The sequence below is a fragment of the Delftia sp. Lp-1 genome (genome assembly GCF_020523835.1).
Taxonomy (GTDB): Bacteria; Pseudomonadota; Gammaproteobacteria; order Burkholderiales; family Burkholderiaceae_C; genus Comamonas; species Comamonas acidovorans.
This window is the reverse complement of sequence record NZ_JAJALJ010000003.1, coordinates 848,581-872,943: the sequence shown is the minus strand read 5'-3', so window position 1 is coordinate 872,943 and position 24,363 is coordinate 848,581. Positions and strand designations below refer to the sequence as shown.

At 68.6% G+C, this 24,363-nt stretch carries 19 protein-coding genes and 1 other RNA gene; 13 read left to right on the top strand and 7 right to left on the bottom strand.

The features are described from left to right. Positions 1-76: 76 nt before the first annotated feature. The 3 genes from LGR64_RS24945 to dapF are packed head-to-tail and all read right to left on the bottom strand — an operon-like array spanning position 77 to position 2,768. Complete coding sequence (locus LGR64_RS24945) at positions 77-1,183, bottom strand: tyrosine recombinase XerC (RefSeq protein WP_141830241.1); 1,107 nt, start codon at positions 1,181-1,183, stop codon at positions 77-79. Positions 1,184-1,197: 14 nt separating this feature from the next. Then, complete coding sequence (locus tag LGR64_RS24940; RefSeq protein WP_012203384.1) at positions 1,198-1,911, bottom strand: DUF484 family protein; 714 nt, start codon at positions 1,909-1,911, stop codon at positions 1,198-1,200. Beyond that, positions 1,908-2,768 (bottom strand): diaminopimelate epimerase, encoded by an 861-nt coding sequence (gene dapF / locus LGR64_RS24935; RefSeq protein WP_013804117.1) that lies wholly within the window; start codon positions 2,766-2,768, stop codon positions 1,908-1,910. Before dapF ends, LGR64_RS24940 begins: the two co-directional genes overlap by 4 nt. A gap of 115 nt (positions 2,769-2,883) precedes the next feature. On the opposite strand from dapF, the gene LGR64_RS24930 reads away from it, so the two are divergent. The 4 genes from LGR64_RS24930 (at position 2,884) to LGR64_RS24915 (ending at position 9,386) form a co-directional block, all read left to right on the top strand. After that, entirely contained in the window at positions 2,884-4,554 is a 1,671-nt protein-coding gene (locus tag LGR64_RS24930; RefSeq protein ID WP_141830243.1) for an MBL fold metallo-hydrolase, read from the top strand. A 53-nt stretch (positions 4,555-4,607) separates the two neighbouring features. Continuing rightward, on the top strand, positions 4,608-5,351 hold the full coding sequence (locus LGR64_RS24925; protein WP_012203381.1) for a pseudouridine synthase: 744 nt from the start codon (positions 4,608-4,610) through the stop codon (positions 5,349-5,351). Positions 5,352-5,446: 95 nt separating this feature from the next. Next, entirely contained in the window at positions 5,447-6,757 is a 1,311-nt protein-coding gene (locus LGR64_RS24920) for a sigma-70 family RNA polymerase sigma factor (RefSeq protein WP_141830245.1), read from the top strand. A 154-nt stretch (positions 6,758-6,911) separates the two neighbouring features. Next, positions 6,912-9,386 (top strand): TonB-dependent siderophore receptor, encoded by a 2,475-nt coding sequence (locus tag LGR64_RS24915; RefSeq protein WP_141830247.1) that lies wholly within the window; start codon positions 6,912-6,914, stop codon positions 9,384-9,386. A gap of 44 nt (positions 9,387-9,430) precedes the next feature. Here LGR64_RS24915 and rnpB read toward each other — a convergent pair. Both rnpB and LGR64_RS24905 read right to left on the bottom strand, forming a co-directional pair. Next, positions 9,431-9,856: RNase P RNA component class A (gene rnpB, locus LGR64_RS24910), an RNA gene on the bottom strand. 56 nt (positions 9,857-9,912) lie between these two features. Further along, positions 9,913-10,707, bottom strand: a complete 795-nt coding sequence (locus LGR64_RS24905; protein WP_013804121.1) for an AraC family transcriptional regulator — start codon at positions 10,705-10,707, stop codon at positions 9,913-9,915. A gap of 96 nt (positions 10,708-10,803) precedes the next feature. On the opposite strand from LGR64_RS24905, the gene LGR64_RS24900 reads away from it, so the two are divergent. The 4 genes from LGR64_RS24900 (at position 10,804) to LGR64_RS24885 (ending at position 15,482) form a co-directional block, all read left to right on the top strand. Beyond that, positions 10,804-11,703 (top strand): DMT family transporter, encoded by a 900-nt coding sequence (locus LGR64_RS24900; RefSeq protein ID WP_012203377.1) that lies wholly within the window; start codon positions 10,804-10,806, stop codon positions 11,701-11,703. Positions 11,704-11,976: 273 nt separating this feature from the next. Beyond that, entirely contained in the window at positions 11,977-13,296 is a 1,320-nt protein-coding gene (locus tag LGR64_RS24895; RefSeq protein ID WP_141830249.1) for an MFS transporter, read from the top strand. A gap of 87 nt (positions 13,297-13,383) precedes the next feature. Continuing rightward, the gene (locus tag LGR64_RS24890) at positions 13,384-14,061 is read left to right on the top strand and encodes a DUF2848 domain-containing protein (RefSeq protein WP_013804123.1); all 678 of its coding nucleotides are present in this window, start codon (positions 13,384-13,386) and stop codon (positions 14,059-14,061) included. A gap of 50 nt (positions 14,062-14,111) precedes the next feature. Next, complete coding sequence (locus tag LGR64_RS24885) at positions 14,112-15,482, top strand: amidase (protein WP_141830250.1); 1,371 nt, start codon at positions 14,112-14,114, stop codon at positions 15,480-15,482. Between the two features lie 20 nt (positions 15,483-15,502). Here the strand turns inward: LGR64_RS24885 and LGR64_RS24880 are convergent, their stop codons facing one another. Continuing rightward, positions 15,503-16,438, bottom strand: coding sequence for a LysR family transcriptional regulator (locus tag LGR64_RS24880; protein ID WP_034390463.1), 936 nt, complete (start codon positions 16,436-16,438; stop codon positions 15,503-15,505). Between the two features lie 141 nt (positions 16,439-16,579). On the opposite strand from LGR64_RS24880, the gene cysK reads away from it, so the two are divergent. Further along, a complete protein-coding gene (gene cysK / locus LGR64_RS24875) occupies positions 16,580-17,497 on the top strand; it encodes a cysteine synthase A (RefSeq protein WP_043822008.1) in 918 nt (305 codons plus the stop codon). A 307-nt stretch (positions 17,498-17,804) separates the two neighbouring features. Further along, the gene (locus LGR64_RS24870; RefSeq protein ID WP_230357245.1) at positions 17,805-19,661 is read left to right on the top strand and encodes an ABC transporter ATP-binding protein; all 1,857 of its coding nucleotides are present in this window, start codon (positions 17,805-17,807) and stop codon (positions 19,659-19,661) included. On the opposite strand, the gene LGR64_RS24865 is transcribed toward LGR64_RS24870, so the two are convergent. Beyond that, positions 19,658-20,404, bottom strand: coding sequence for a GntR family transcriptional regulator (locus LGR64_RS24865; protein WP_013804129.1), 747 nt, complete (start codon positions 20,402-20,404; stop codon positions 19,658-19,660). The two genes, LGR64_RS24870 and LGR64_RS24865, sit on opposite strands and share 4 nt — an antisense overlap. Positions 20,405-20,501: 97 nt before the next feature. Between LGR64_RS24865 and pcaB the strand changes: the two genes are divergently transcribed. The 3 genes from pcaB to LGR64_RS24850 are packed head-to-tail and all read left to right on the top strand — an operon-like array spanning position 20,502 to position 24,359. Further along, positions 20,502-21,884, top strand: coding sequence for a 3-carboxy-cis,cis-muconate cycloisomerase (gene pcaB, locus LGR64_RS24860; RefSeq protein ID WP_097203614.1), 1,383 nt, complete (start codon positions 20,502-20,504; stop codon positions 21,882-21,884). A gap of 44 nt (positions 21,885-21,928) precedes the next feature. Continuing rightward, positions 21,929-22,921, top strand: coding sequence for a tripartite tricarboxylate transporter substrate-binding protein (locus LGR64_RS24855; RefSeq protein ID WP_012203368.1), 993 nt, complete (start codon positions 21,929-21,931; stop codon positions 22,919-22,921). Positions 22,922-22,925: 4 nt separating this feature from the next. Then, entirely contained in the window at positions 22,926-24,359 is a 1,434-nt protein-coding gene (locus LGR64_RS24850) for a class II fumarate hydratase (protein WP_230357244.1), read from the top strand. The last annotated feature ends 4 nt before the right edge of the window (positions 24,360-24,363 follow it).

The following is a 24,363-nucleotide window of genomic DNA, read 5'->3' as shown; positions in this document are numbered from 1 at the left end:
GGCCTTGTCGAAAAGACGTTCCGAATAAGTTTAGCGAGCCTGTCAAGTGCTGTTTTGCCAGAGGGCTTGGCCTTTTTTATCGGAGGCCGCCCTTTTCATCGCTATCGCCATTGCCATCGCCACTGTCGCTGCCGTCCCCACTCTGGCGCCGCGCGCGCGGATGGGCGCTCTCGTAGGCCTGGGCCAGATGCTGGAAATCCAGGCGCGTGTAGATCTGCGTGGTCGAGATGCTGGCGTGGCCCAGCAATTCCTGCACGGCGCGCAGGTCGCCGCTGGACTGCAGCATGTGGCTGGCAAACGAATGCCGCAGCACATGGGGATGGACGCCGGCCGACAGCCCGGCCTGCTGGCCGCGCTGGCGCAGCCGCGCCCAGACCGACTGCGCGCCCAGGCGTTCGCCACGCCGGCCAATGAACAGCGCCGGCTCCTGCCGCGCCGCCTGGGCCGCCGCGCCAGCCAAGCCCGTCTCCCGCAAGGCCAGCCAGCGCTGCAGCGCCTGCAGCGCGGCGGCGCCCACGGGCACGGTGCGGCGCTTGCCGCCCTTGCCCTGCACGTGGGCGTCGGCGGCCTGCAAATCTATCCAGCCACGGCCCTGGCGCTGCGTTTCCTGGCCGGGCGCCACGTCCAGGCCCACCAGCTCGCCCACGCGCAGGCCGCAGCTGTAGAGCAGCTCGGTGATGGCGGCGTCACGTGCCTCGATCCAGGGGTCGGCGTCGGCGTTGCTGAAGGCGGCCAGCTGCACGGCGTCATCCACGCCCAATGCCTTGGGCAGGGGTTTGGGGGCCTTGGGAGCGCGCACGCCCTCGACGGGATTGAAGGGCACCAGCGATTGCTGGGCTGCCCAGCGGAAGAAGCTGCGCCAGCCAGACAGGATGAGCGCAATGCCGCGCGGACTGCGGCCCCGGGAATGCATCTGGGCCACGAAGCGGCGGATGTGGGCGGGCTGCAGCGCCAGCAGCTCCTGGCCGGCGTCGCGGGCCATGGTGCAAAGCCGGGCCATGTCCAGCGCATAGAGTGCGCAGGTGCGGTCGGCCAGGCGCTTTTGCACGCGCACATGCTCCAGATAGGCATGGACGGCGGCGGGGAGCATCGCCAGGTTTTCTGCCGCCAGGTTCTCTGCCACCAGATCCTCTGCCGGAAGGTCGCCTTCCGGGAGCCCGTCCCTGTCCGATGCTCCCGGCATGGGCTTTCAGCCGGTCAGCCGCGCGCCAGGGTCAGCGGCACGGGCCGCATGCGCGACAGGGCAGCGCTGGCCAGCGCCGAGATGCGCGAGAGGAATTCCGTGCCCATGGTGGCCTCGAAGCGCAGCGGATCGGGAGACCCCAGCACCAGCATGCCGAAGGCATTGGCGGGGTTGATGCTGTCGCCGTCATGCAGCGTGAGCAGGGCCAGGGACTGGGCCGCATCGGGATCGACCAGCCAGCCGCCGGGCTCGAAGCCCATGTTGGGGCCGCAAAACGGCATGGTCAGCGACGCCGCGAAGGACTTGGCGTCCTCGCTGACGCCCATGGTGTAGATGCTGCTGGTCTGGGCGCCGGAGACGTTCCACAGGCGCAGGGCCACCTGGGGCACCTCGAAGACATGCTGCAGGCTGGCCGTGAGCGCGTGGGGCAGCTCGCGCAGGTCCTGGACCTTGGCCAGGGCGCAGCTCCAGGCATGCAGCTTGTCGCCGATGGAGGCGTTCTCGCTGCTGTGGCGCATCATGTCCATGATGCGGTGCTCCAGGCCCTTGATCTTCTCGCGCAGCATCTCGGCCTGGCGTTCCTGCAGGCTGACGGTGCGCGGACTGTGGCTGCTGACCAGCTGCACACGCGCGAGCATCTCGGCGTGGCGCTCGAAGAATTCCGGATGGTTCAGCAGGTAGTCGGCAATCGTCTCTTCGGTGACGGCGATATCGGTAGTGCTGTTCATGGCTGGTCGGGAACCTCGATCTGTCCTTCAAAAACAAACTCTGCGGGGCCGGTCATGCGCACTGCGCCGCCGTCCCACTCGATGGTCAGCCGGCCGCCGCGGGTGTGCACATCGACGCGCGCGTCGAGCAGCCCCCAGCGAATGCCGGCCACCACGGCCGCGCAGGCGCCCGTGCCGCAGGCCAGCGTCTCGCCGGCACCGCGCTCGTAAACACGCAGCCGGATCTGGCCGCGATCGACGATCTGCATGAATCCCGCATTGACGCGCTGGGGAAAGCGCGCATGGCGCTCGATCAGCGGGCCCCAGGTGGCCACGGGGGCATGGTCCACATCGTCCACCAGTTGCACCGCATGCGGGTTGCCCATGGAAACGGGGGCGATCCAGACCGTGGCCTCGTCGCCCAGCTGCAGGGGCCATTGCTGCGCCGCACCCAGCGGGCGGGGCACAAGGTCTGCACTATTGAAGGGCACCAGGGAGGGCTCCAGCACGGGCTGGCCCATGTCCACGGTGACGCGGCCATCGGCATGCAGCTCGGGGGCGATGAGGCCGGCCAGCGTCTGCACGCGGATGACGGACTTGCCGGTCAGGCCCTTGTCGTGCACGTAGCGCGCAAAGCAGCGCGCGCCATTGCCGCACTGCTCGACCTCTCCGCCGTCGGCGTTGTGGATCACATATTCGAAATCGATGCCTTCGGCGGGCGAGGGCCGCACCGTGAGGATCTGGTCGGCGCCCACGCCGAATTGGCGATGGGCGAGGAAGCGGTACTGGGCTGCGCTCAGGCCCAGCGGGCCGGCGGTTTCGTCAAGGACCACGAAATCGTTGCCAGCGCCCTGCATCTTGGTAAAGCGGATCTGCATCCGGCGATTATCCCCTGCACGGCAGCCTCATGGCGCAATCCGGGGCCATGCCCCGCAGCAGTACTTGCGTCTCTTGCGCAACAGCGGCGGGCGGGCCAATCCGCATAATGCCCCCATGATCCGCCCCAGCCAGCTCCTGCACCCCCAGCGCCAGCCCGTAGACACGCTCAAGGCCTCCACCGTCCTGCTGCTGCGCGACCGCGCCGATGGCCAGGGGCTGGAGGTGCTGATGACGCGGCGCTCGCCCAAGGCCAGCTTCGTGCCCAGCGCCTATGTCTTCCCGGGCGGCGGCATCGAGGCCCAGGACGCGGCCGAGGCCGCCCATGCCTGCGCCAGCACCCGCCCCGCCCAGGCCGGCGACGGACTGCGAATCACCCAGGCCATCGCCGGCCTGCGCGAGACCTTCGAGGAACTGGGCATTTTGCTGGCCCACGACGCCCAGGGCCGGCCGGTATCTGCCGCCGAGCTGGCCACGCTGGACCGCAAGGCGCCGCTGGTGCCCCAGTGCGAGGCACGCGGCCTGCGCCTGGCCGTGGATGCGCTGTGGTACCTGGCCCACTGGACGGCCGACCGCGACCAGCCCCGGCGCTTCGATGTGCCCTTCTTCGTGGCGCGCATGCCCGAAGACCAGGAACCCGACGCCGACGGGTCGGAACAGTTCGAGCCCATCTGGGTGCGCCCGCAGGAAGCGCTGGAGCGCCACCGCGCGGGCAGCTTCCCCATGATCTTCCCCACCATCCGCACGCTGGACCGGCTCAGCCGCTTCGCGGGCACCGATGCCGTGTTCGCCGCCCTGCAAGACGAGCAGCCGCTGTGGCAGTGCTGCCCGCGCACCGGCTTTCTCAATGGCAAGGAAGCCCGCCACATGGAGGACGAGGCCCCCTTCGGCGAGCTGGAAATGGTCTGCCCGGACGGCCAGATCCTGCACACGCTGGACTGGCAGAGCGAGCGCGCCGTGCCACTGCGCAAGAACCTGCTGCGCCTGACGGCACCCAACCCCGGCGTGATGACCGGCCCCGGCACCAACAGCTATCTGGTGGGCGATGCCGCCACGGGCTACGCCGCCATCGACCCCGGCCCGGCCGACGCCGCCCATGTGCAGCGCCTGTTCGATGCGGCGGGCGGCGACATACGCCACATCCTGTGCACGCACTCCCATGCCGACCACTCGCCGGGCGCCGCGCTGCTGCAGGCGCTGGCGGTGCAGGCCGGCAGGCCCAGGCCCGCCATTGGCGGCCTGCCCTCGGCGCCCACGGCCCGGCCGGCCAGCCGCTTCACCCCCGACTACGCACTGACCGACGGCCAGCGCATCGTGCTGCACGATGCGCAAAGTGGCACCACCCACACCCTGCAGGCCGTGTTCACGCCCGGCCATGCGGCCAACCATGTGTGCTTTGTGCTGGAGGAAGACGCCCTGCTGTTCAGCGGCGACCACATCCTCAATGGCAGCACCACCATCATCGATCCGCCTGACGGCAACATGCGCGACTACATCGATTCGCTGGACAGGCTCGACGCGCTGTGCGCCGCGCACGATGCGCGCTTCATCCTGCCGGCCCATGGCTATGTGCTGGGCTTTGCGCGCCAGGCGATCGCCAAGCTCAAGGCCCACCGGCTGGCGCGCGAGGCCAAGGTGCTGGCCGCCATGCAAAAACAGCCCGACGGCAGCGTGCAGGACTGGGTGCGGCTGGCCTATGACGACGCCCCGCCGCAGCTGTGGCCGATTGCCGAGCGCTCGCTGCTGGCGCATGTGGAGCGCATCCGTGCGCTGTGCGGGCGGCAATGACCGGCAATGACCGACGACGCGCGCGGGGCCTGGTATCTGGTTAAGCTGCGCGCATGTCTGAATCTGAAAGCGTTCGCCTGGCCAAGCGCCTGGCCGAACAGGAACAATGCTCGCGCCGCGAGGCCGAACTGCATATCACCGCCGGCAACGTCCAGGTGGACGGCAAGGTCGTGCAACTGCCCGAGACGCGCGTGCGCCCCGAGCAGCAGGTCACGCTGCGCAGCGGCGCCCAGCCCGAGGCCGTGCCGCCCGTCACCCTGCTGATGAACAAGCCTGCGGGCTACACCCAGGGCCGGCCCTATGGCCGGGTGCGCAGCGCCCACTCCCTGCTGGGCGAAGCCAGCATGGCCCAGGTGGACACGCCCATGCCGCTGCTGGTGCTGGCCCAGCACTTCAAGAACCTGGAATCCTTCCTGCCCCTGCCTCTGCCGGCCAGCGGCCTCATCGTCTACACCCAGGACAAGCGCGTGGCGCGCAAGCTGGGCGAGGAAGGCATGTGGCTGGAGCAGGAATGCATCGTCGGCGTCGAGGGCCAGATCCACGAGGACGGCCTGGAGCTGATGAAGGCCGGACTGCCGATCGGCAAGCGCCAGCTGCCGCCCTGCCGCGTGAGCTGGCAGAACGAGAACCACCTGCGCTTTGCGCTCAAGGGCATCGCGCCCGACGAGATCGACGCCATGTGCACCGAAGTGGGCCTGCGCGTGGTCAGCCTGCGCCGCCTGCGCATTGGCCGCCTCTCTCTGGCCAAGGTGCCCGAGGGCCAGTGGCGCTACCTGATGCCCTGGGAGCGGTTCTAGGCCGGCATTGCCGGGTGCGCGGCGGGCAGTACATTCGGCAAATGAGAATCATTTCATAGAATGCGGGATTCCCGTGCTGCCTTCGGGCCTCCCGCATGCCTGCGCCCGCCTCTTCCTCTTCTTCCCTGCTGAGCACCTTCCAGGACAGCTACCACGAGCTGGTTCGCTTCGTGGCGCGCCGCGCCGGCCCGCAGGCCGCGCGTGACCTGGTGCATGACGCCTGGATACGCCTGGCCGAACGCCAGCGCGGCGAAAGCGATGCGCCCGCCGCGCCGGACAGTCCGCCAGGCGCCAGCCGCGCCTATCTCTACGCGGTGATGGAGAACATCGCCATCGACCACCTGCGCCATGGCCAGCGCACGGCCGAGCGCTTTGACACCAGCGCGAGGGAAGGCGAGCCGCCCTCCCCCCTCAGCCCCGATGTGGCCGACACCCATTCCTACCGCCAGGCCTTGGCCGGGGTCGAAGGCGCCCTGGCGCAGCTGCCCGCGCGCTGCCGCGACATCTTCCTGGCCGACCGCATCGAGGGCGCCTCGCATGCCGAGCTGGCCGAGCGCCACGGCGTCTCGGTCAAAACCGTGGAACGCGAGGTCATGCGCGCCATGGACAGCGTGGAAGCCGCGCTGCGCCGCTGGCGCGGAGACACCGCCGCACCCGCACCACGCACGGGCCGCCGCCGCGCCCTGTCCACCCTGCTGGGGATGGCGGGCCTGGGTGTCGGCAGCCCGGCGATGTGGCTGGCCTGGCGCCAGTGGATGCCGCAGTACCAGGTGCGGCTGGCCACGGCCACCGGCCGCCTGCTGAACCAGCCCCTGCCCGACGGCAGCAGCTTGACGCTGGACGCCGCCAGCCGTGCCGAGGTGGATTTCTACGCCACGCGCCGCCAGGTGCGGCTGCTGGCCGGCAGCGCCTTCTTCGCCGTGGCGCGCGACACGGAACGGCCCTTCGTGGTCCAGGCGGCGGACGTACAGGTCACCGTGCTGGGCACGCGCTTCGAGGTGGCGCTGGAGGACGATGCGGTGCTGGTCGCCGTCGATGCGGGCCGCGTGCAGGTGCGCGACGGCAGCGGCGCCCGGCATGAACTGGGCGCAGGCCAGATGCTGCGCCTGGCGCCAGGCCAGACGGCCGCCGTGCAAACGGTTGCGGCTGTGGCCGCCTGGCGCGAAGGCTGGCTGGACTTCCAGAACACGCCGCTGGCCGAGGTGGCCCGGCGCCTGGAGCGCTACAGCCTGCAGCCACTGCGCGTGGAGCCCGACGCCGCCGCCCTGCCCTTGCTGGGGCGCGTGCGCATTGCGGCGGCCCAGGGCTGGCTGCGCATGCTGCCGCGCACCCTGCCGGTCAGCGTGCAGGAAGAGGAACAGGGCCCGGGAACAGGGCGCACCCTGGTCATCCGCCGCCGCAGCTGATGCGCTGATGCGCCCATGGCCCCGGAATGCACGGCGCATGCGCACCAGGCGTGAGGGAATGTCTGCGCCCGTTCGTATAGGCATGAGGACCCGGGAACGCGACGCATTCGCAGCCCGGGAATCGCCATTGCCCAGATCCGCCACGGGACCTTCCATGTCTTCATTCCCCTCCAAGCCTTCCCGCCTTGCCCGCCACCATGCCGTTGCCGCGGGCATCGCGCTGCTGGCCCTGCAGCTGTCTCCAGCCGCTCTGGCCCAGGCAGCACCGGCCCCGGCCACGGCCGCCAGCACCGACTTCCACATTCCCGCCCAGCCGCTGGACCAGGCGCTGGCCCAACTGGCCCGCCAGGCTGGCCTGCAGCTGCTGGCCGCGCCTGAACTGGTGCAGGGCCGCCGTGCGCCCGCCGTGGAAGGGCGCCTGAGCACCGCCGCCGCCGTGGCCCGGCTGCTGCGCGGCAGCGGGCTGGAGGGGAATGTGAACCAGGGCACGCTGGTGGTGGAAAAGCCCGCCGGCACCGTGGCCCTGCCCGAAGTCACGGTCTCCGCCGTGGGCGAGACCACGACCACCGAGGGCTCGGGCTCCTACACCACGGGACTGATGAACACCTCGACCAAGCTGCCGCTGTCCATCCGCGAGACGCCCCAGTCCCTCACCGTGGTCACGCGCCAGAAGATGGACGACCAGGGCATGCTGTCCATCGACGACGTGGCCAACAGCGCCACCGGCATCACCATCAACCGCTGGAGCGACGACCGGGCGCGCTATTTCTCGCGCGGGTTCGTGATCGGCTCGTTCCTGCAGGACGGCGTGCCCGTCTCGTATGAAACCGACACCTCCACCTACGACACCATGGCCATGTACGACCACGTGGAAGTGGTGCGCGGCCCCACGGGCCTGATGACGGGCGTGGGCGACCCTTCGGGCACCATCAACTTCGTGCGCAAGCGCGCGCCGCGCACCACCCAGCGCTCGGTCACCCTGCGCGGCGGCAGCTGGAACCAGGCCGTGGGCGAGGTCGATGTGGGCGGCTCCCTCAACGAGGACGGTTCGGCGCGCGGGCGTGTGGTGGCCTCGGCCCAGTCGCGCGACCACTTCATCGATGGCTATAGCAGCCGCCGCCAGCTGCTGTACGGCACCGCCGAGTTCGACCTGGGGCGCGACACCACGCTGAGCGTGGGCGGCTCCTATGTGAACGAGGACAACCCCGGCTCGCAATGGATGGGCGTGCCCATGGGCTTCGATGGCTCCTTCCTCGACATTGCGCGATCCAGGCGTTTCTCGCCCTCCTGGAGCAAATGGGACAAGAAGGAGGTCAGCCTGTTCGCCGACCTGGAGCACCGCTTCGACAACGGCTGGAAGGCCAGGCTGGCCGCGCGCGCCCTGCAGGCCAAGTCCGCGCTGGACGGCGCCTACCTGGTCTCGGGCGGCATGGACGACCAGGGCCGTACGCGCTACGACGTGGCCGGCGGCCTGTACGACTACGACAAGCGCCAGCTCAGCCTCGATGCCTCGGCCCAAGGCCCCGTGCGCCTGTTCGGCCGCGAGCATGACCTGGCCTTCGGCGTCAGCCGACGCACCATCCGCTGGAGCGACCAGGGCTACAGCTACCTGTCGCCCACGGGGGAATGGCTGATCGCCAATGGCGTCGATCCCTATACCTGGAACCCCGACTCGCTGGACCGCTCCGGCCTGCTGGCCGAAGACCTGTGGACGCGCCGCCAGAAGACCACGCTGACCTCGGCCTACGCCACGGGCCGCTTCCTGCTGGCCGAGCCACTGAACCTGATCGCCGGCGCGCGCCTGGACTGGTACGACTTCACCAACGTCCAGCGCCAGGGCAGCTGGAGCCGGGAGCGCGAATTCAGCGAGAAAGCCCATGCCACGCCCTATGCGGCGCTGACCTATGACATCAACAAGACCTACTCGGCCTATGCCAGCTACACCAGCATCTTCCGGCCGCAGGATTTTCTGGATGTCTCGGGCAGCATGCTGGCGCCGGTGGAGGGCCGCAATTTCGAGCTCGGCCTCAAGGGCAGCTACCTGGACGAGCGCGTGAACCTGGCCGTTGCCGTGTTCAACACCACGCAGGACAACCTGCCCCAGGCCATCGCGGACATCAACTCCTGCACGGTAAAGACCAATTGCTACCGCTCGGTGGGCAAGGTCAGGAGCAAGGGGCTGGACGTGGACATCAGCGGCGAGATCCTGCCACGCCTGAACGCCGGCCTTGGCTATACCTTCACCCAGGCCGAGATCGCCAGCGACAGCACCGACGGCGCCAAGGGCGCGCCCTATGCCAGCTACACGCCGCGCCACCAGCTCAAGCTGTCGGCCATGTACCACCTGGGCGGCGAGCTGGGCGCATGGCGCGTGGGCGGCGGCCTGCGCTACCAGAGCCGCACCACGTCCGAGTCGCTGACCAGCGCCGAGGGCTATGCAATCCGCCAGTCCGCCTATGCCGTGGCCGACCTGGTCATCGGCTATCGGGTGAACCGGCAGCTGGACCTGCAGATGAACGTCAGTAACCTGTTCGACCGCCGCTACTTCGAGACCCTGGGCACGAACAACGGCGGCAACTATTTCGGCGTGCCGCGCAGGCTGCTGCTGACGGCCAAATACCAGTTCTGAACCGCCCATGAAAATGCCCCGCCGGTGGCGGGGCATGAAAAAAAGTGTGAAGCGCGCCGATAAGCCGGATTCTGTGCACGCGGTTGCCCGCATGTGACCGCCATTAATCTGGGCCGGGCGTCGCCGCCCGGCTCGGTGCTACCTACCCGCACACTCCGGGGGCCCCGTCAACGTGTGCCTACTTGGTATTGCTGCGCGTAGAGATTGCCCGTTTCACCTTGGACGGTTCCCGTCCAAGGTGGCTGTGGGTTCCATGCTTGCGCATGGACCGTATGGCTTGCGCCATCCGGTTCGGCTTTCGCCGACCCACAGAACACCCGGGGGGAATTGTTCCGTCCAAACTCGTCTCTGTTGCTCTGATCCTCACCTCACGGTGGACAGCCGTTAGCTGCTACGCTGCCCTGTGCAGTCCGGACGTTCCTCCAGTGCCGTGTTTCCACGATTGCACCAGCGGCGGTCTGGCGTGCTTCACGGGCGGCATTATCTCGCGGCTTGGGCCGGGCTGCAGGCAGATGGCGCAACAGCCTCACGGCGGCATGCAGAACTCGCGGCGGAATTGTTCGGGTGAGGTGCCGGCCTCGCGCTGGAACATGGCGATGAAGGCCGAGGGCGTGCTGTAGCCCAGGTCATAGGCAATCTGCTGCACGCTCAGGCCCGCCTCCAGCGCATCGATGGCCAGCAGGTAGCGCATGCGCTGGCGCCATTCGCCCAGGCCCATGCCCAGCTCGCGCTGGCAGTGGCGCGCCAGGGTGCGCTCGGTCATGTGCACGCTGGCGGCCCATTGGGCCAGGCTGCGGTGGTCCTCTGGCGCAGCGCGCATGCGGGTCAGCACTTCGACCAGGGCCGGGTGTTCTGCGGCCGGCAGATAGCCGGGCTCCACGGGAACGGCCCGCAACTGGTCGTAGAGCACACGGGCCAGGCGCAGGTCGGCATCCGTGGCGGGAATGTGCACGTCGCGCACGGCAAAGTCGGCCAGGATGGCCTTGACGATGGCGCCGATGCGCATGGAGCACGGCTGCGCCGGCAGCTCCCTGCACAACGCAGGCGCCAGGTAGACCGAGCGGTAGACCACGGCGTGCGCCACGTGGCAGCTGTGCACCACGCCGGGCGGCACCCAGACTCCGTACTGCGGCGGCGAGACCCAGCGCTGGCCTGCCGTGTCCATGCACATGCTGCCGTGGGGCGTGTAGTTGAGGTGTCCCCAGCTGTGGCTGTGCGGCGGCACCTCGGTGTCGGCGCCGAATTCGTCGTAGCGGAAGTAGTACTCGCCCGGCACATCCTCGACGTTCTGGATGTGCATGGGCTTGCTGGGACGGGGCATGGCGGATGGTCCGGGTTGCGCTATCGATTGTCCGAAACCAGGGATGCACTCCAAGTCGGACAGAACGATCATAGGATCAGTCTTAGGAGTCTTCCAATGGGGTCTTACCTTTTCCCTTTGATCGCCGTGCTCATCTGGTCGGTCAATACCGTGGTCAGCAAGATGGCGGCCGACAGCATCGGCGCGGCCGAAATCGGTTTCTACCGCTGGCTGGTGGCGGCCGTGCTGTTCACGCCTTTCCTTTTGCCCTCCATCTGGCGCCAGCGCGCCGACATCCGGCCGCTGCTGCCGCGCCTCATCGTGCTGGGGATGCTGGGCATGGTGATCTACCAGAGCCTGGCCTATTACGCGGCCCATATGACATCGGCCACGCACATGGGTCTGATCGGCTCGCTCACGCCCATGATGGTGCTGGGCCTGTCCACCGCCATGCTGGGCCAGGCGCTGAGCCGGGGCGCCGTGCTGGGCTGCGTGCTGGCGATTGCGGGCGTGGCCCTGGTGGTGTCTTCGGGGCAGCCTGCCACCTTGCTCACCCAGGGCCTCAATGGCGGTGACGCGCTGATGTTCGTGGCCATGCTGGCCTATGCGGTCTACAACATCCTGCTCAAGCGCTGGCCCATGCCGCGCCTGGCCACGGTGCAACTGCTGTACCTGCAGATCCTGGTGGCCGTGATCGCCCAGCTGCCGCTGTTCCTGATGGCGCCGCGCACGGGGCTGAACGCGACCAACCTGCCGCTGGTGGGCTTTGCGGGCATCATGGCCTCCATCGCCGCGCCGCTGCTGTGGATGATGTCGGTGGCGCGCATCGGCCCGGGCCGCTCCAGCATGTTCTTCAACCTGGTGCCCATCTTCACGGCCGTGATCGCCTTCATGGCATTGGGTGAGCCCCTGGCGGCCTACCACGCCGTGGGCGGCGTGCTGACCATTGGCGGCCTGCTGCTGGCCGAGCTGTGGAAGCAGCCTTTGCGCGCACCGCGTGCCGCAGCCACCGCCTGAAAAATCAGGGTTTTCCCGAGCACGAATGGTGCACGCATGCTGCATGCCGGTGCGGCGCCCGCACCAGCTCTGCCCATAAGAATTTGCATTCAGGCCTGCTCATAATTTCTTGTTGGACAGCCCTGTCCCGCCTTTCGATACTGCCGCCACAGGAACAGCTCCAGACGCCCGGCCGGTCTCACTGCAGACCCGCCAGCGCCTGAAGCCCCTAAGACACACGGGCCCCGCCCCGGTCCGTGTGCCCGCTGCACCGTCGAAGACAGGAGACACCCCATGAGCAGTCCGGCATCCGCCGCACATTCCCCCGCCCACGGCGCCGGCCAGGTATCGCCGCCCGACATGGACGCCACCTACCGCAAGATCGCCTGGCGCCTGATTCCCTTTCTGGTGCTGCTCTTCATCCTGGCGTGGATAGACCGCGTCAACGTCGGCTTCGCCAAGCTGCAGATGCTGGACGACCTGCAGTTCAGCGAGGCCATCTACGGCCTGGGTGCCGGCATCTTCTTCATCGGCTACTTTCTGTTCGAAGTGCCCAGCAACCTGCTGCTGGAGAAGATCGGCGCACGCAAGACGCTGGCGCGCATCACCATCCTGTGGGGCGCGGCCTCCATGGCCATGGCCTATGTGACCACGCCCACCATGTTCTACGTGCTGCGCTTCATCTTGGGCGTGGTGGAGGCCGGCTTCTTCCCCGGCGTGGTGCTGTACCTGACCTACTGGTTCCCGGCCCGCCACCGGGCGCGCGTCAACGGCCTGTTCATGACCTCGTTCGCCATTGCAGGCGCGGTGGGCGGCCCCATTGCGGGCGCCATCATGAATGGCATGCAGGGCGTGGGCCATCTGTCCAACTGGCAGTGGCTGTTCATCCTGGAAGGCATTCCCTCGGTGATCGCCGGCTTCTTCGTGCTGCTGTACCTGCCCGAGAAGCCCGCCAACGCCAAGTGGCTGAGCCCGGCCGAGCAGCGCGCCGTGACCGCCGCCGTGGAGGCAGAGAACCAGGGTGGCCACAAGCATGTGTCCTTCCTGGACGCCTGCCGCAACTACCGCGTGTGGCTGTGCGCTGCCGTGTACTTCTGCATCGTCAGCGGCAACGCCACCATTGCCTTCTGGTCGCCGTCCATCATCAAGGAGATCGGCATCCAGAACACGCTGCAGATCGGCCTGATCTCGGCCATTCCCTTCCTGGCCGGCACCCTGGCCATGGTCTGGAACGGCATGCATTCGGACAAGACCGGCGAGCGCCGCATGCACTGCGCCCTGTCCGCGCTGATCGCGGCGGCGGGCCTGATCCTCACGGGCCTGTTCCTGCACAACGCCGTGCTCGCCCTGTGCGCGCTGACGCTGGCCTCCATCGGCATCCTCGCGGCCTTTCCCGTGTTCTGGTCGATTCCTGCCGCCTTCCTGGCCGGCACGGCGGCGGCCGGCGGCATTGCGCTGATCAACTCCATCGGCAACCTGGCCGGCTTCGTGGCGCCCTACATGATCGGTGCGCTCAAGACCAGCACGGGGTCGCTGTCCTCGGGCCTGTACTTCGTGGCCGCGCTGGAATTCATGGCCGCCTTCCTGGTCGTGCTCTTCGTCAAGAAGCAGTGATGCCTGCGCGCCGCACCGCGCGCGCCACTGCCCCCTCCTCTTTCCCACCGGGGCCTGCGGCCCCGCCTTTTCCCTGGATCGCCTGCCATGCAACTGCAGTTCACCACCCCCGAGGGCCAGACCTTCGCCCCTGAATTCGACACCCTGATCGTCGCTGGCTGGGCCGGCCGCGACCGCGAGGCCATCGAGCACCACATCGAGGAGCTCGCCGCCATCGGCATCCCGCGCCCCAGCGCCGTGCCGCTGTACTACCGCATCTCCAGCAACCAGCTGAGCCAGCGCAGCGCGCTGCAGGTGCTGGGCCCGGACTCCTCGGGCGAGGTCGAGGTCTTCGTGTTCACGCACGAAGGCGAAATGTTCGTGAGCCTGGCCTCCGACCACACGGACCGCAAGCTGGAAGCCTACAGCGTGGCCTTTTCCAAGCAGGCCTGCGTCAAGCCCGTGGCCACCCAGGCCTGGCGCTTTGCCGACGTGGCCGGCCACTGGGATGAGCTGGTCGTGCGCTCGTGGATCGTGGAAGACGGCCGCGAGGTGCTCTACCAGGAAGGCACGCTGGCCAGCCTGCGCACGCCCCAGGACCTGATCGCAGGCTTCACGGGCGGCAAGGATCTGCTGCCCGCAGGCTGCGGCATGACCTGCGGCACGGTGGGCGCCATCGGTGGCATCCGCCCCTCGACGCAGTTCTCCATGGAGCTGTACGATCCCCGCAGCCAGCGTTCCATCCGCCACAGCTACCGCAGCGAACTGCTGGACGTCGTGGCCTGAGCCGCGACTCCGATCCGCCCACGCCCGCCTTCACCCACAGGACTTCCCACATGACCCAAGCCCTCCCCCTGCCCAGCCTGGAACTGGCATCACAGCGCCTGCATGGCGGCGAAACCACCTCGGTGCAGCTGACCGAGCAGGCCCTGGCCCGCACCATGTCGGGGGAAGGCCCCAAGGTGTTCACGCGCGTGTTCCAGGGCGCGGCCCTGGCCGAGGCCCGCGCCAGCGACGTACTGCGTGCGGCCGGCCTGGCGCGCTCGCCCATCGAGGGCCTGCCGGTCTCGGTCAAGGACCTGTTCGACATCGCCGGCTTTCCCACGCTGGGCGGCTCGCGCCTGCTGGCCGACGCACCGCCCGCGCAGCGCACGGCCGAAGTGGTGCAGCGCCTGCGCCAGGCCGGCGCCGTCATCGTGGGCACGACCAACATGACCGAGTTTGCTTACTCGGGCCTGGGCATCAATCCGCACTACGGCACGCCGCGCAATCCCTGGCAGCGTGACGAGGACGGCGGCCGCATCCCGGGCGGCTCGTCCTCGGGCGCGGCCATCTCGGTCACCGATGGCATGGCCATGGCAGCCATCGGCTCGGACACGGGCGGCTCGGTGCGCATTCCTTCGGCGCTGTGCGGGCTCACGGGCTTCAAGCCCACGGCGCGCCGCGTGAGCATGGAAGGCGTGCTGCCGCTGTCGGCCAACCTGGACTCCATCGGCCCGCTGGCGCCCAGCGTGCGCTGCTGCGCCACGCTGGACGCCATCCTCTCCAGCGAGCCGCTGGGCGAGCTGCATGCCGCGCCGCTGCAGGGCCTGCGCCTGCTGGCACCCACCAACGTGGTGCTGGACGGCATGGACGCTACCGTGGCCGCCGCCTGGGAGCGCACGCTGACCCTGCTGTCGCAGGCGGGCGCCCACATCACCCATGCCGTGGTCGCGCCCTTCGGCGAGCTGGCCGACATCAATTCCAAGGGCGGCTTCACGGCCGCCGAGGCCTGGGCCTGGCACCGCCACCACATCGCCACGCGCCTGTCCGAGTACGACCCGCGCGTGGGCACGCGCATCCTGCGCGGCAAGGACATCAGCGCGGCCGACTACATCGACCTGCTGGCACGCCGCAGGCAGTGGATTGCCGCCGTCAGCGCCCAGATGGCCGACCATGACCTGATCGTCATGCCCACCGTGCCCGTGGTCGCCCCGAAGATCGCCGACCTCACGCAGAGCGACGAAGCCTACTTCGGCGCCAACGGCCTGATCCTGCGCAACCCCACGCTGATCAACTTCCTCGACGGCTGCGCCATCTCCCTGCCCTGCCACCGCGCAGGCGAGGCGCCCGTGGGCCTGAGCCTGGCCGGCCTCGGCGGGCAGGACCGGCGACTGCTGTCCGTGGCCCTGGCCGTGGAGCAGCTGCTGGCTTCGGCGCAGGGCTGATCGACCAGGCGGCCTCGGGCCTAGCCGCCCAGGCCGCTGCCCGGCAGCCGCGCCACGGCCTGGCCGTGGTTCAGCGCAAAGGCGGCGGCGGTCTCCTCGGCCGCGCGCGCCACCACTTCGGTCAGCGGGTTCTGGTGGTCATTGCGAAAGCAGGCCACCAGCGGCAGCGAGGGGAACTCACGGTCCACGCGCAGCAGGCGCAGGCGCTGCTCGGCCAGCTCGCGCTGGATGATGGCCGGCGGCACGGCGGCCACGCCCAGGCCGTCGCAGACCACGCGGATCATGGTCGCCACCGAGGCAATGCAGTTCAGGTGCACCGAGGCGCTGCTTTCTGTGGAGAACAACTGCTCGATCACCGCATACGGCTCGGAGCCGCGCGCAAAGCACATGATGGGAAAGGCCGCCAGCTCGGCCAGGCTCAGGGTCTCGTCGCCAATGCCCAGCTTGGGGCTGCCCACCCAGGCCATGGGAAATTCACCCAGCGACAGATGGCCCACGCCGGCCGCCGTCACGGGCTTGGCCTGCAGCGACAGGTCCAGCTGGCCCTTCACCAATTGATCGGACATGTGCAGCGTGGTGTCGCAGGCGATCTCCACCTGCAGGCGCGGATAGCGCTGCTGCAGCAGCGCCAGGAAATCGGGAAACCAGCTGTGCACGATGGACTCGATGGCGCCGATGCGGATCACGCCGGCATAGGCCTGCTTGTCCAGCATGTCCTCGCGCATCTCGCGCATGAGGCGCAGCATGCGCTCGGCATGGACCAGGGCCTTGGCGCCGTCGGCCGTCAGCGTGACCTCGCGCACGCCACGGTCGAACAGGCGCACGCCGAACTCCTGCTCCAGCGTGGCGATGCGGCTGGAGACGGCGGCCTGCGTGGTGTACAGCCGCTCGGCCGTCATGCGGAAATTGCGCAGCTCGGCCAGCAAGACAAAGGTTTCCAGGAACCGTAGATTCATGCGGCGATGTTAGCCGTCCAGGCCATATCGATATAGCCCATGCATAGAACAGCTGCGTGCACAATGAATGCCTGGTTTTCGCGCAGTGTCTGCGCGCCACCCCCGACTGTCCAACCACCACCCCAAAATCGCGGAGGTCCGATGAGAGCTGACAACATCCTGCAAACGATTGGCAACACGCCCCATGTGCGCATCAACCGCCTGTTCGGCGCCGGTGCCAATGTGTGGATCAAGTCCGAGCGTGGCAACCCCGGCGGCTCCATCAAGGACCGCATCGCCCTGGCCATGGTCGAGGACGCCGAGAAGTCCGGCGCCCTGCAGCCCGGCGGCACCATCATCGAGCCCACCAGCGGCAACACCGGCGTGGGCCTGGCCCTGGTGGCCGCCGTCAAGGGCTACAAGCTGGTGCTGGTCATGCCCGAGAGCATGAGCATCGAGCGCCGCCGCCTGATGCTGGCCTACGGCGCCAGCTTCGACCTCACGCCCAAGGAAAAGGGCATGAAGGGCGCCATCGCCCGCGCCCAGGAACTGGCCAGCCAGACGCCTGGCGCCTGGATTCCCCAACAGTTCGAGAACCCCGCCAACATCGACGTGCATGTGCGCACCACGGCCCAGGAAATCCTGGCCGACTTCCCCGAAGGCCTGGATGTGCTGATCACCGGCGTGGGCACGGGCGGCCACCTGACCGGCGTGGCCAAGGTGCTCAAGGCCAAGTTCCCCCAGCTCAAGGTCTTTGCCGTGGAGCCTGCCGCCTCGCCCGTGATCTCGGGCGGCCAGCCCTCGCCCCACCCCATCCAGGGCATTGGCGCAGGCTTCGTGCCCAAGAACCTAGACACCAGCCTGCTGGACGGCGTGATCCAGGTCGAGGCCGAACCCGCGCGCGAGTACGCACGCCGCTCGGCCCGCGAGGAAGGCATCCTGGTCGGCATCTCCTCGGGCGCCACGCTGGCCGCCATTGCGCAAAAGCTGCCCGAGCTGCCCGCAGGCGCCAAGGTGCTGGGCTTCAACTACGACACGGGCGAGCGCTACCTGTCGGTGGAAGGCTTTCTGCCGGCCTGACGGCGGCAAACCCCGTCCGCTGCAGTGCACTGCAGCATGAAACACAAGGCCTCGCAAGAGGCCTTTTTTGTTGCCGCCAGCGGCATGCAGCATTCCCCGTTCGCGCACAACGAAGCGGCCCCGGACGCGGACAATCTCCCCCACGGCGCCGTGTTCCCCCTGCACTGAAATCCGGGCGCGAACCCACGCGTATGACAGTTGTGTGGAGATTTCTTACAAAACATGTTGCGGCCCAAGGTCATGCTGAACGCGCATCGGGCAAACCCGACTCTGGCCTACGATGGTCTGACCAAGGAGTAAAAAAATCTTGTTCGGTTTCTTTGAAAAACGCGTTCCGCCCTATCCCAGCGTCGAGCCCATGGTCCCTCCCAAGGGCTTTTTTGCCTTCATCTGGGCCTGCACGCAAGGCATGCGCGGCTGGATCGCGCTGCTGACCTGCACCTCGGCGCTGCTGGCCGTCTACGAGGCGGCGCTGTTCGCCCTCATGGGCCATGTGGTGGACTGGTTGTCCACGGTGTCGCCAGCCGGTTTCTGGGAGCAGCAGCGCGGCACGGTGTGGGGCATTGCCGCCGTCCTGCTGTCCAGCGTGCTGTTGCTGGCCTTCCACACGGCGGTGATGCACCAGGTGCTGGCCATCAACTTCCCGATGCGGCTGCGCTGGGTGTTCCACCGGCTGATGCTGGGCCAGAGCATGTCGTTCTATGCGGACGAGTTCGCGGGCCGCATCACCACCAAGATCATGCAGACCGCGCTTTCCGTGCGCGAAGTGGTGTTCATGGTGGTCGATGTGCTGGTGGGCGTGAGCGTCTACATGATCGGCATCCTGATCCTGGCGGCCAGCTTCGAGTGGCGGCTGATGATTCCGTTTGCGCTGTGGCTGGCCGCCTACATCGGCGCCTGCTGCTACTTCGTTCCGCGCCTGGGCAAGATCGGCAAGGAGCAGGCCGATGCACGCTCCATGATGACGGGCCGCGTGACCGATGCATACACCAACATCGCCACCGTCAAGCTGTTCGCCCACACGCGCCGCGAGGCCGAATACGCGCGCAACGCCATGGAGGCCTTCAAGTCCACGGGCTATGCGCAGATGCGGCTGGTCAGCCAGTTCGAGATCGTCAACCATCTGATGATCACGATGCTGCTGGTGGGCTCGGCGGGCACGGCGCTGTACCTGTGGTCGGCCGGACAGGCCAGCGCAGGCGTGGTGGCGGCCATCATCGCCATGGCGCTGCGCCTGATGGGCTATTCGCACTGGGTGATGTGGCAGATGACGGGCCTGTTCGAGAACGTGGGCACCATCCAGGACGGCATCCTTACGCTGACCAAGCCGCGCACCATCGTGGACGCACCCGACGCCAGGCCGCTGCAGGTCACGCACGGCGCCATCGCCTTCGAGGACCTGAGCTTTGCCTACAAGGACGGCGGCAAGCAGGTGATCGACCACCTGAACCTGCACATCCGCGCCGGCGAGCGCATCGGCCTGATCGGCCGCTCGGGCGCGGGCAAGTCCACGCTGGTGAACCTGCTGCTGCGCTTCCATGAAGCCCAGGGCGGGCGCATCACCATCGACGGCCAGGACATCCGCACCGTCACGCAGGACAGCCTGCGCGGCGCCGTGGGCATGGTCACGCAGGACACCTCGCTGCTGCACCGCTCCATGCGCGACAACATCCTCTACGGCCGCCCCGACGCGACCGAGCAGGAAATGCTGGCCGCCGCGCAAAAGGCCGAGGCCTCGGACTTCATCGCCACACTGACCGACCTCAAGGGCCGTGGCGGCTATGACGCCCAGGTGGGTGAGCGCGGCGTCAAGCTGTCGGGCGGCCAGCGCCAGCGCGTGGCGATTGCGCGCGTCATGCTCAAGGACGCGCCCATCCTGCTGCTGGACGAGGCCACCAGCGCGCTGGACAGCGAGGTCGAGGCGGCCATCCAGCAAAGCCTGGACAGCCTCATGCATGGAAAGACCGTGATCGCCATCGCCCACCGCCTGTCGACCATCGCGGCCATGGACCGGCTCATCGTCATGGACCAGGGCCACATCGTCGAGCAGGGCACGCACCAGCAACTGCTGGAGCTTGGCGGCATCTACGCCAAGCTGTGGTCGCACCAGAGCGGCGGCTTCCTCGCAGAGCAGGGCTCGGAAGCTGCCAACGCCAACGGCTAGACGCTCGCCAGATCCCGGTCCAGCTGCGTATGCAAGGTGTAGCGGCTGGCCGGGTGCAAGGTCACGCTGAGGTCCATCAACTCCCCATCGGTATCCAGGTAGCGGCGCACGATCTTCAGCGCCGCTGAGCCGGCCGGGGCCTGCAATTCCTCCGACAGCGCATCCGGAATGAGCGCCCCCACCACGGCCTGCCGCACCCGCGCGATGCGCAGGCCGTATTGCTGCTCCAGCAGGCTGCTGACCAGCAACTCGGGCGCGGCGCGCACGCGCTCGGCCAGCTCCTGCGTATCAAAGCGCTGCGCATCCACATAGACCACGGTCCAGGCAATGGGCAGGTGCGGCGCGGCGCCGTCGCGGCGCAGGCTGCAGATGGCCAGCCAGCGGCTGCCGGCCGGGCAGTCCAGTTCGGCGGCCAGGTCCTGGTCCAGCACCACCTCTTCGATGCGCCGCACCTCGCGCACATGGGTGGCGCCGAACTGCACCAGGTCCTCCAGCGAGGTCAGCGCCTGGCGGTAGTGCGCATGGGGCTGCGCCGCCTCCACGCGCGTGCCGACCTTCTTGCGCCGCGATACCAGCCCTGACTGCTGCAGCTCGGCAATCGCCGCGCGCACGGTGTGGCGGCTCACGCCATAGCGGTCGCACAGCTCCAGCTCGGTGGGCAGCAGGGCGCCCACGGCGTATTCACCCGAGGCAATGCGCTCGGACAGGTCGCGCGCCACCTGGGCATAGCGTGTCTCAGCCATGGGCGCAGGCCCTCACCCCAGGCAAACCCGGATGTTCGTAATGTACGTACATAAATAAAAATAACTATATGTCCGAACTTAATCGCAATTGCGCACCATGACCCTTCCGTCCTTCACCTCCAGCACCGCCATCGATTCGCTGCTGTTCCGCGACGCCTTCGGCACCCCCGCCATGCGCGCCATCTTCGCCGACAGCGCGCTGGTGTCGCGCTACATCGAGGTCGAGGTCGCGCTGGCGCGCGCCCAGGGCCGCTGCGGCGTGATTCCGGCCGAGGCCGCACACGAGATCGCGCAGCGCTGCAGCCTCGACGCGCTGGACTTCGAGCTGCTGCGCAAGGAAACCGACATTGTCGGCTACCCCATCCTGCCGCTGGTGCACCAGCTGGTGAAACAGTGCGGCGACGCAGGCCGCTACATCCACTGGGGCGCCACCACCCAGGACATCATGGACACGGCCACCGTGCTGCAGGTGCGCGATGCGCTGGACCTGGTCGATGCCGACATCGCCGCGCTGCGCACCATCCTGGCCGACCTGGCAGAACGCCACCGCGACACGCCCATGGCCGGCCGCACGCACCTGCAGCACGCCCTGCCCATCACCTTCGGCTACAAGGCCGCCATCTGGCTGGCCATGTTCGACCGCCATGCCCAGCGCCTGAAGGAACTGCGCCCGCGCGTGCTGGTGGGCCAGTTCGCGGGGGCGGCAGGCACGCTGGCCTCGCTGAGCGGCCGGGGCCTGGAAGTGCAGCAATTGCTCATGGAAGAACTGGGCCTGGGCGTGCCCGCCACCACCTGGCATGTAGCGCGCGACGGCTTGGCCGAAGCGGTGAATTTCCTGGCCCTGGTCACCGGCTCGCTGGGCAAGATCGCCTACGACGTGATGCTTCTGTCCTCCACCGAGTTCGGCGAGGTGTTCGAGCCCTTCGTCACCGGGCGCGGCGCCAGCAGCACCATGCCGCAAAAGCGCAACGCCATCTCCAGCGAGCTGATGCTGGCCGCCTCCAAGGCCGTGCGCCAGCATGCGGGCCTGATGCTGGACGCCATGGTCCAGGACTTGGAGCGCGCCACCGGCCCCTGGCACGCCGAATGGGTGGCCCTGCCCGAGAGCTTCGTGCTCTCGGCTGGCGCCCTGCACCAGGCGCGCTTCATGCTGGGCGGCCTCATCGTCGATCCCGAACGCATGGCCCGCAACCTGGACATGACCGACGGCCTGATCGTGGCCGAGGCCGTGATGATGGGCCTGGCCCCGCACACGGGCCGCCAGCAGGCGCACGACATCGTCTATGCCGCCTGCCGCAGCGTCAACGCCGAGGGCGGCACGCTGGCCGATGCGCTGGCCCGCCTGCCCGAAGTCACGGCCCATTTCGACCGCGCGGCGCTGCAGCGCCTCACCGACCCGCGCAACTACCTGGGCGAGGCCCCGCAGATGGTGGACCGCGCCCTTGCGCTGTCGCGCGCCCATACAGCCAGCGGCCGCTGACACCCCGGCCCAGGACAGAACACAGCACTACAGGAGACAACACCATGCCTTTCCATCTTCCCCGCCTGCCACGCCTGGCCCTTGCCCTGGCCGCCACCACCTTCGCCCTGGCCGCGCACGCCCAGGGCGGCTACCCCGCCAAGCCGCTGACCTGGATCGTGCCCTTCGCGGCCGGCGGCCCCACGGACGCCATGGCGCGCGACATCGCCCAGCGCACCAGCACCCAGCTGGGCCAGCAGATCATCATCGAGAACGTTCCGGGCGCGGGCGGCACCATCGGCGCGGCCAAGGCGGCGCGCTCGGCGCCCGACGGCTACAGCTTCCTGGTCGGCCACATGGGCTACATGGGCGCGGCGCCGTCGCTGTACAAGAAGCTGGCCTATGACCCGGTCAAGGACTTCGAGGCGGTGTTCCGCTTCCCCGACACGCCGCTGGTGCTGCTGGTGGGCAAGAACTCCCCGTACAAGACGGCAGAGGAGCTGGTGGCCTTCGGCAAGCAGAACCCGGGCCGGCTGAACTTCGGCAACGCGGGCGTGGGATCGACCTCGCACCTGGTGGCGGCGCTGTTCGCCAGCCGCGCGCAGATGGAGATCACCCAGGTGGCCTACAAGGGCGCGGCACCGGCCATGACCGATGTGATCTCGGGCCAGGTCGATGCCATGTTCGACCAGACCAACACCGCCCTGCCCCAGCTGGCGGGCGAGCGCATCCGCGCCATCGCCCTCACCTCGGACAAGCCCATGCCCCAGTTCCCGGGCGCGGCAGCGCTGGGCCAGAAGCTGCTGCCCGGCTTCGAGACCGCCACCTGGTACGGCATCTACGCGCCCAAGGGCACGCCGCGCGACGTGGTGCAAAAGGTCTACCAGGCCTATACCAAGGCGCTGGCCGACAAGGCCTGGACCGACAGGATGGCCGCCCAGGGCATACGCCTGCTGCCCGCAGATCAATACGCCCCCGAAGCCCTGGCCCGCCACACGGCCGCCGAGGTGGAGCGCTGGCGCAAGGTGGCGGCCGACGCGAAGATCTCGCTGGACTGAGCCCATGGACCAGACACGCACCCAGGCCCAGGCACCGACCCAAGCTCATACCCGCATCGAGCACGATGCCTTCGGCCCCGTCCACATCCCTGCCGACCGACTCTGGGGCGCGCAGACCCAGCGCGCGCTGGAGCTGTTCACCATTGGCGAGGAGCGTTTTCCGCAGGGCCTGTACCGCGCCTTCGGGCTGCAGAAGCTGGCGGCAGCGCGCGCCAACCGGCGCCTGGGCGTGCTGGACGACGAGCGCGGCGCAGCCATCGAGGCCGCGGCCACCGAACTGCGCGACGGCCTGCTGGACGCGCATTTCCCGCTGACCATCTGGCAGACGGGCTCGGGCACGCAGACCAACATGAATGCCAACGAGGTCATCGCCAACCGCGCCAACCAGATGCTGGGCCAGCCCCCGGGCACGCGCAGCCCGGTCCACCCCAACGACCATGCCAATGCATCGCAGTCGTCCAACGACAGCTTTCCCACGGTGATGCACCTGGCCACGGCGCTGGAGCTGCGCGACCACCTGCTGCCCGCCCTGGAGCGGCTGCAGCAGCGCCTGCAGGAACGCGCCCTGGCCTTTGCCGGCGTGCTCAAGGTGGCGCGCACGCACCTGATGGACGCCGTGCCCATGACGCTGGGCCAGAGCTTCGAGACATTCGCCCACCAGGTGGGCCACGGCATGGACCGGCTGCGGGACACCCAGCCCCGGCTGTGGAGCCTGGCCCAGGGCGGCACGGCGGCCGGCACGGGGCTCAACGCGCCGGCCGGATTCGACCGGGTCTTCTGCGAGGAGATACAGGCGCTCACGGGCCTGGCGGTCACGCCCAATCCCTGCAAGTTCGAAGGCATGGCCGCGCACGATGCGCTCATCGAGGTCTCGGGCGCACTCAACGTGGTGGCCGGTTCGCTGGCCAAGATGGCCAACGACATCCGCCTGCTGGGCTCAGGCCCGCGCTGCGGCCTGGGGGAGCTGGTGTTTCCCGACGATGGGCTGAGCTCCTCCATCATGCCGGGCAAGCGCAACCCGACCGTGGCCGAGGTCGTGGTCCAGGCCGCCTACCAGGCCATGGGCCACCACCTCACCGTCACACTGGCGGGCTCGGCCGGGCACTTCGAGCTCAACGTGGCCAAGCCCGTGCTGATCCACCACCTGCTGCGCGCCATGCGCGCGCTGGGCGACGCCAGCCGCGTGTTTTCCGAGAAGCTGGTGGCCGGCCTGCAGGCACACACGGAGCGGCTGGAGCAGCAGGTCAGCCACTCGCTGCTGCAGGCCACCGCGCTCAACCCGGTGCTGGGCTATGACGCCGTGGCACGCATCACGCGCGAGGCCATGGCACGCGGCATTGCGCCGCGCGAGGCGGCCGTGGCGCTGGGGCTGGTCACGGCGGCCGAGTACGACCGGCTGGTGGACCTGCGGGCCATGGCCGGGCTGCCGCCCGCGTAGCGGC

Coding starts and splice junctions, on each gene's coding strand:
- LGR64_RS24940 (WP_012203384.1), bottom strand. CDS start 1,911: ATGAACAGCACTACCGATATCGCCGTCACCGAAGAGACGATTGCCGAC.
- LGR64_RS24930 (WP_141830243.1), top strand. CDS start 2,884: ATGATCCGCCCCAGCCAGCTCCTGCACCCCCAGCGCCAGCCCGTAGAC.
- LGR64_RS24905 (WP_013804121.1), bottom strand. CDS start 10,707: ATGCCCCGTCCCAGCAAGCCCATGCACATCCAGAACGTCGAGGATGTG.
- LGR64_RS24855 (WP_012203368.1), top strand. CDS start 21,929: ATGCCTTTCCATCTTCCCCGCCTGCCACGCCTGGCCCTTGCCCTGGCC.
- LGR64_RS24885 (WP_141830250.1), top strand. CDS start 14,112: ATGACCCAAGCCCTCCCCCTGCCCAGCCTGGAACTGGCATCACAGCGC.
- LGR64_RS24890 (WP_013804123.1), top strand. CDS start 13,384: ATGCAACTGCAGTTCACCACCCCCGAGGGCCAGACCTTCGCCCCTGAA.
- LGR64_RS24850 (WP_230357244.1), top strand. CDS start 22,926: ATGGACCAGACACGCACCCAGGCCCAGGCACCGACCCAAGCTCATACC.
- LGR64_RS24920 (WP_141830245.1), top strand. CDS start 5,447: ATGCCTGCGCCCGCCTCTTCCTCTTCTTCCCTGCTGAGCACCTTCCAG.
- LGR64_RS24945 (WP_141830241.1), bottom strand. CDS start 1,183: ATGCCGGGAGCATCGGACAGGGACGGGCTCCCGGAAGGCGACCTTCCG.
- cysK (WP_043822008.1), top strand. CDS start 16,580: ATGAGAGCTGACAACATCCTGCAAACGATTGGCAACACGCCCCATGTG.
- LGR64_RS24925 (WP_012203381.1), top strand. CDS start 4,608: ATGTCTGAATCTGAAAGCGTTCGCCTGGCCAAGCGCCTGGCCGAACAG.
- LGR64_RS24895 (WP_141830249.1), top strand. CDS start 11,977: ATGAGCAGTCCGGCATCCGCCGCACATTCCCCCGCCCACGGCGCCGGC.
- LGR64_RS24880 (WP_034390463.1), bottom strand. CDS start 16,438: ATGAATCTACGGTTCCTGGAAACCTTTGTCTTGCTGGCCGAGCTGCGC.
- pcaB (WP_097203614.1), top strand. CDS start 20,502: ATGACCCTTCCGTCCTTCACCTCCAGCACCGCCATCGATTCGCTGCTG.
- dapF (WP_013804117.1), bottom strand. CDS start 2,768: ATGCAGATCCGCTTTACCAAGATGCAGGGCGCTGGCAACGATTTCGTG.
- LGR64_RS24900 (WP_012203377.1), top strand. CDS start 10,804: ATGGGGTCTTACCTTTTCCCTTTGATCGCCGTGCTCATCTGGTCGGTC.
- LGR64_RS24915 (WP_141830247.1), top strand. CDS start 6,912: ATGTCTTCATTCCCCTCCAAGCCTTCCCGCCTTGCCCGCCACCATGCC.
- LGR64_RS24865 (WP_013804129.1), bottom strand. CDS start 20,404: ATGGCTGAGACACGCTATGCCCAGGTGGCGCGCGACCTGTCCGAGCGC.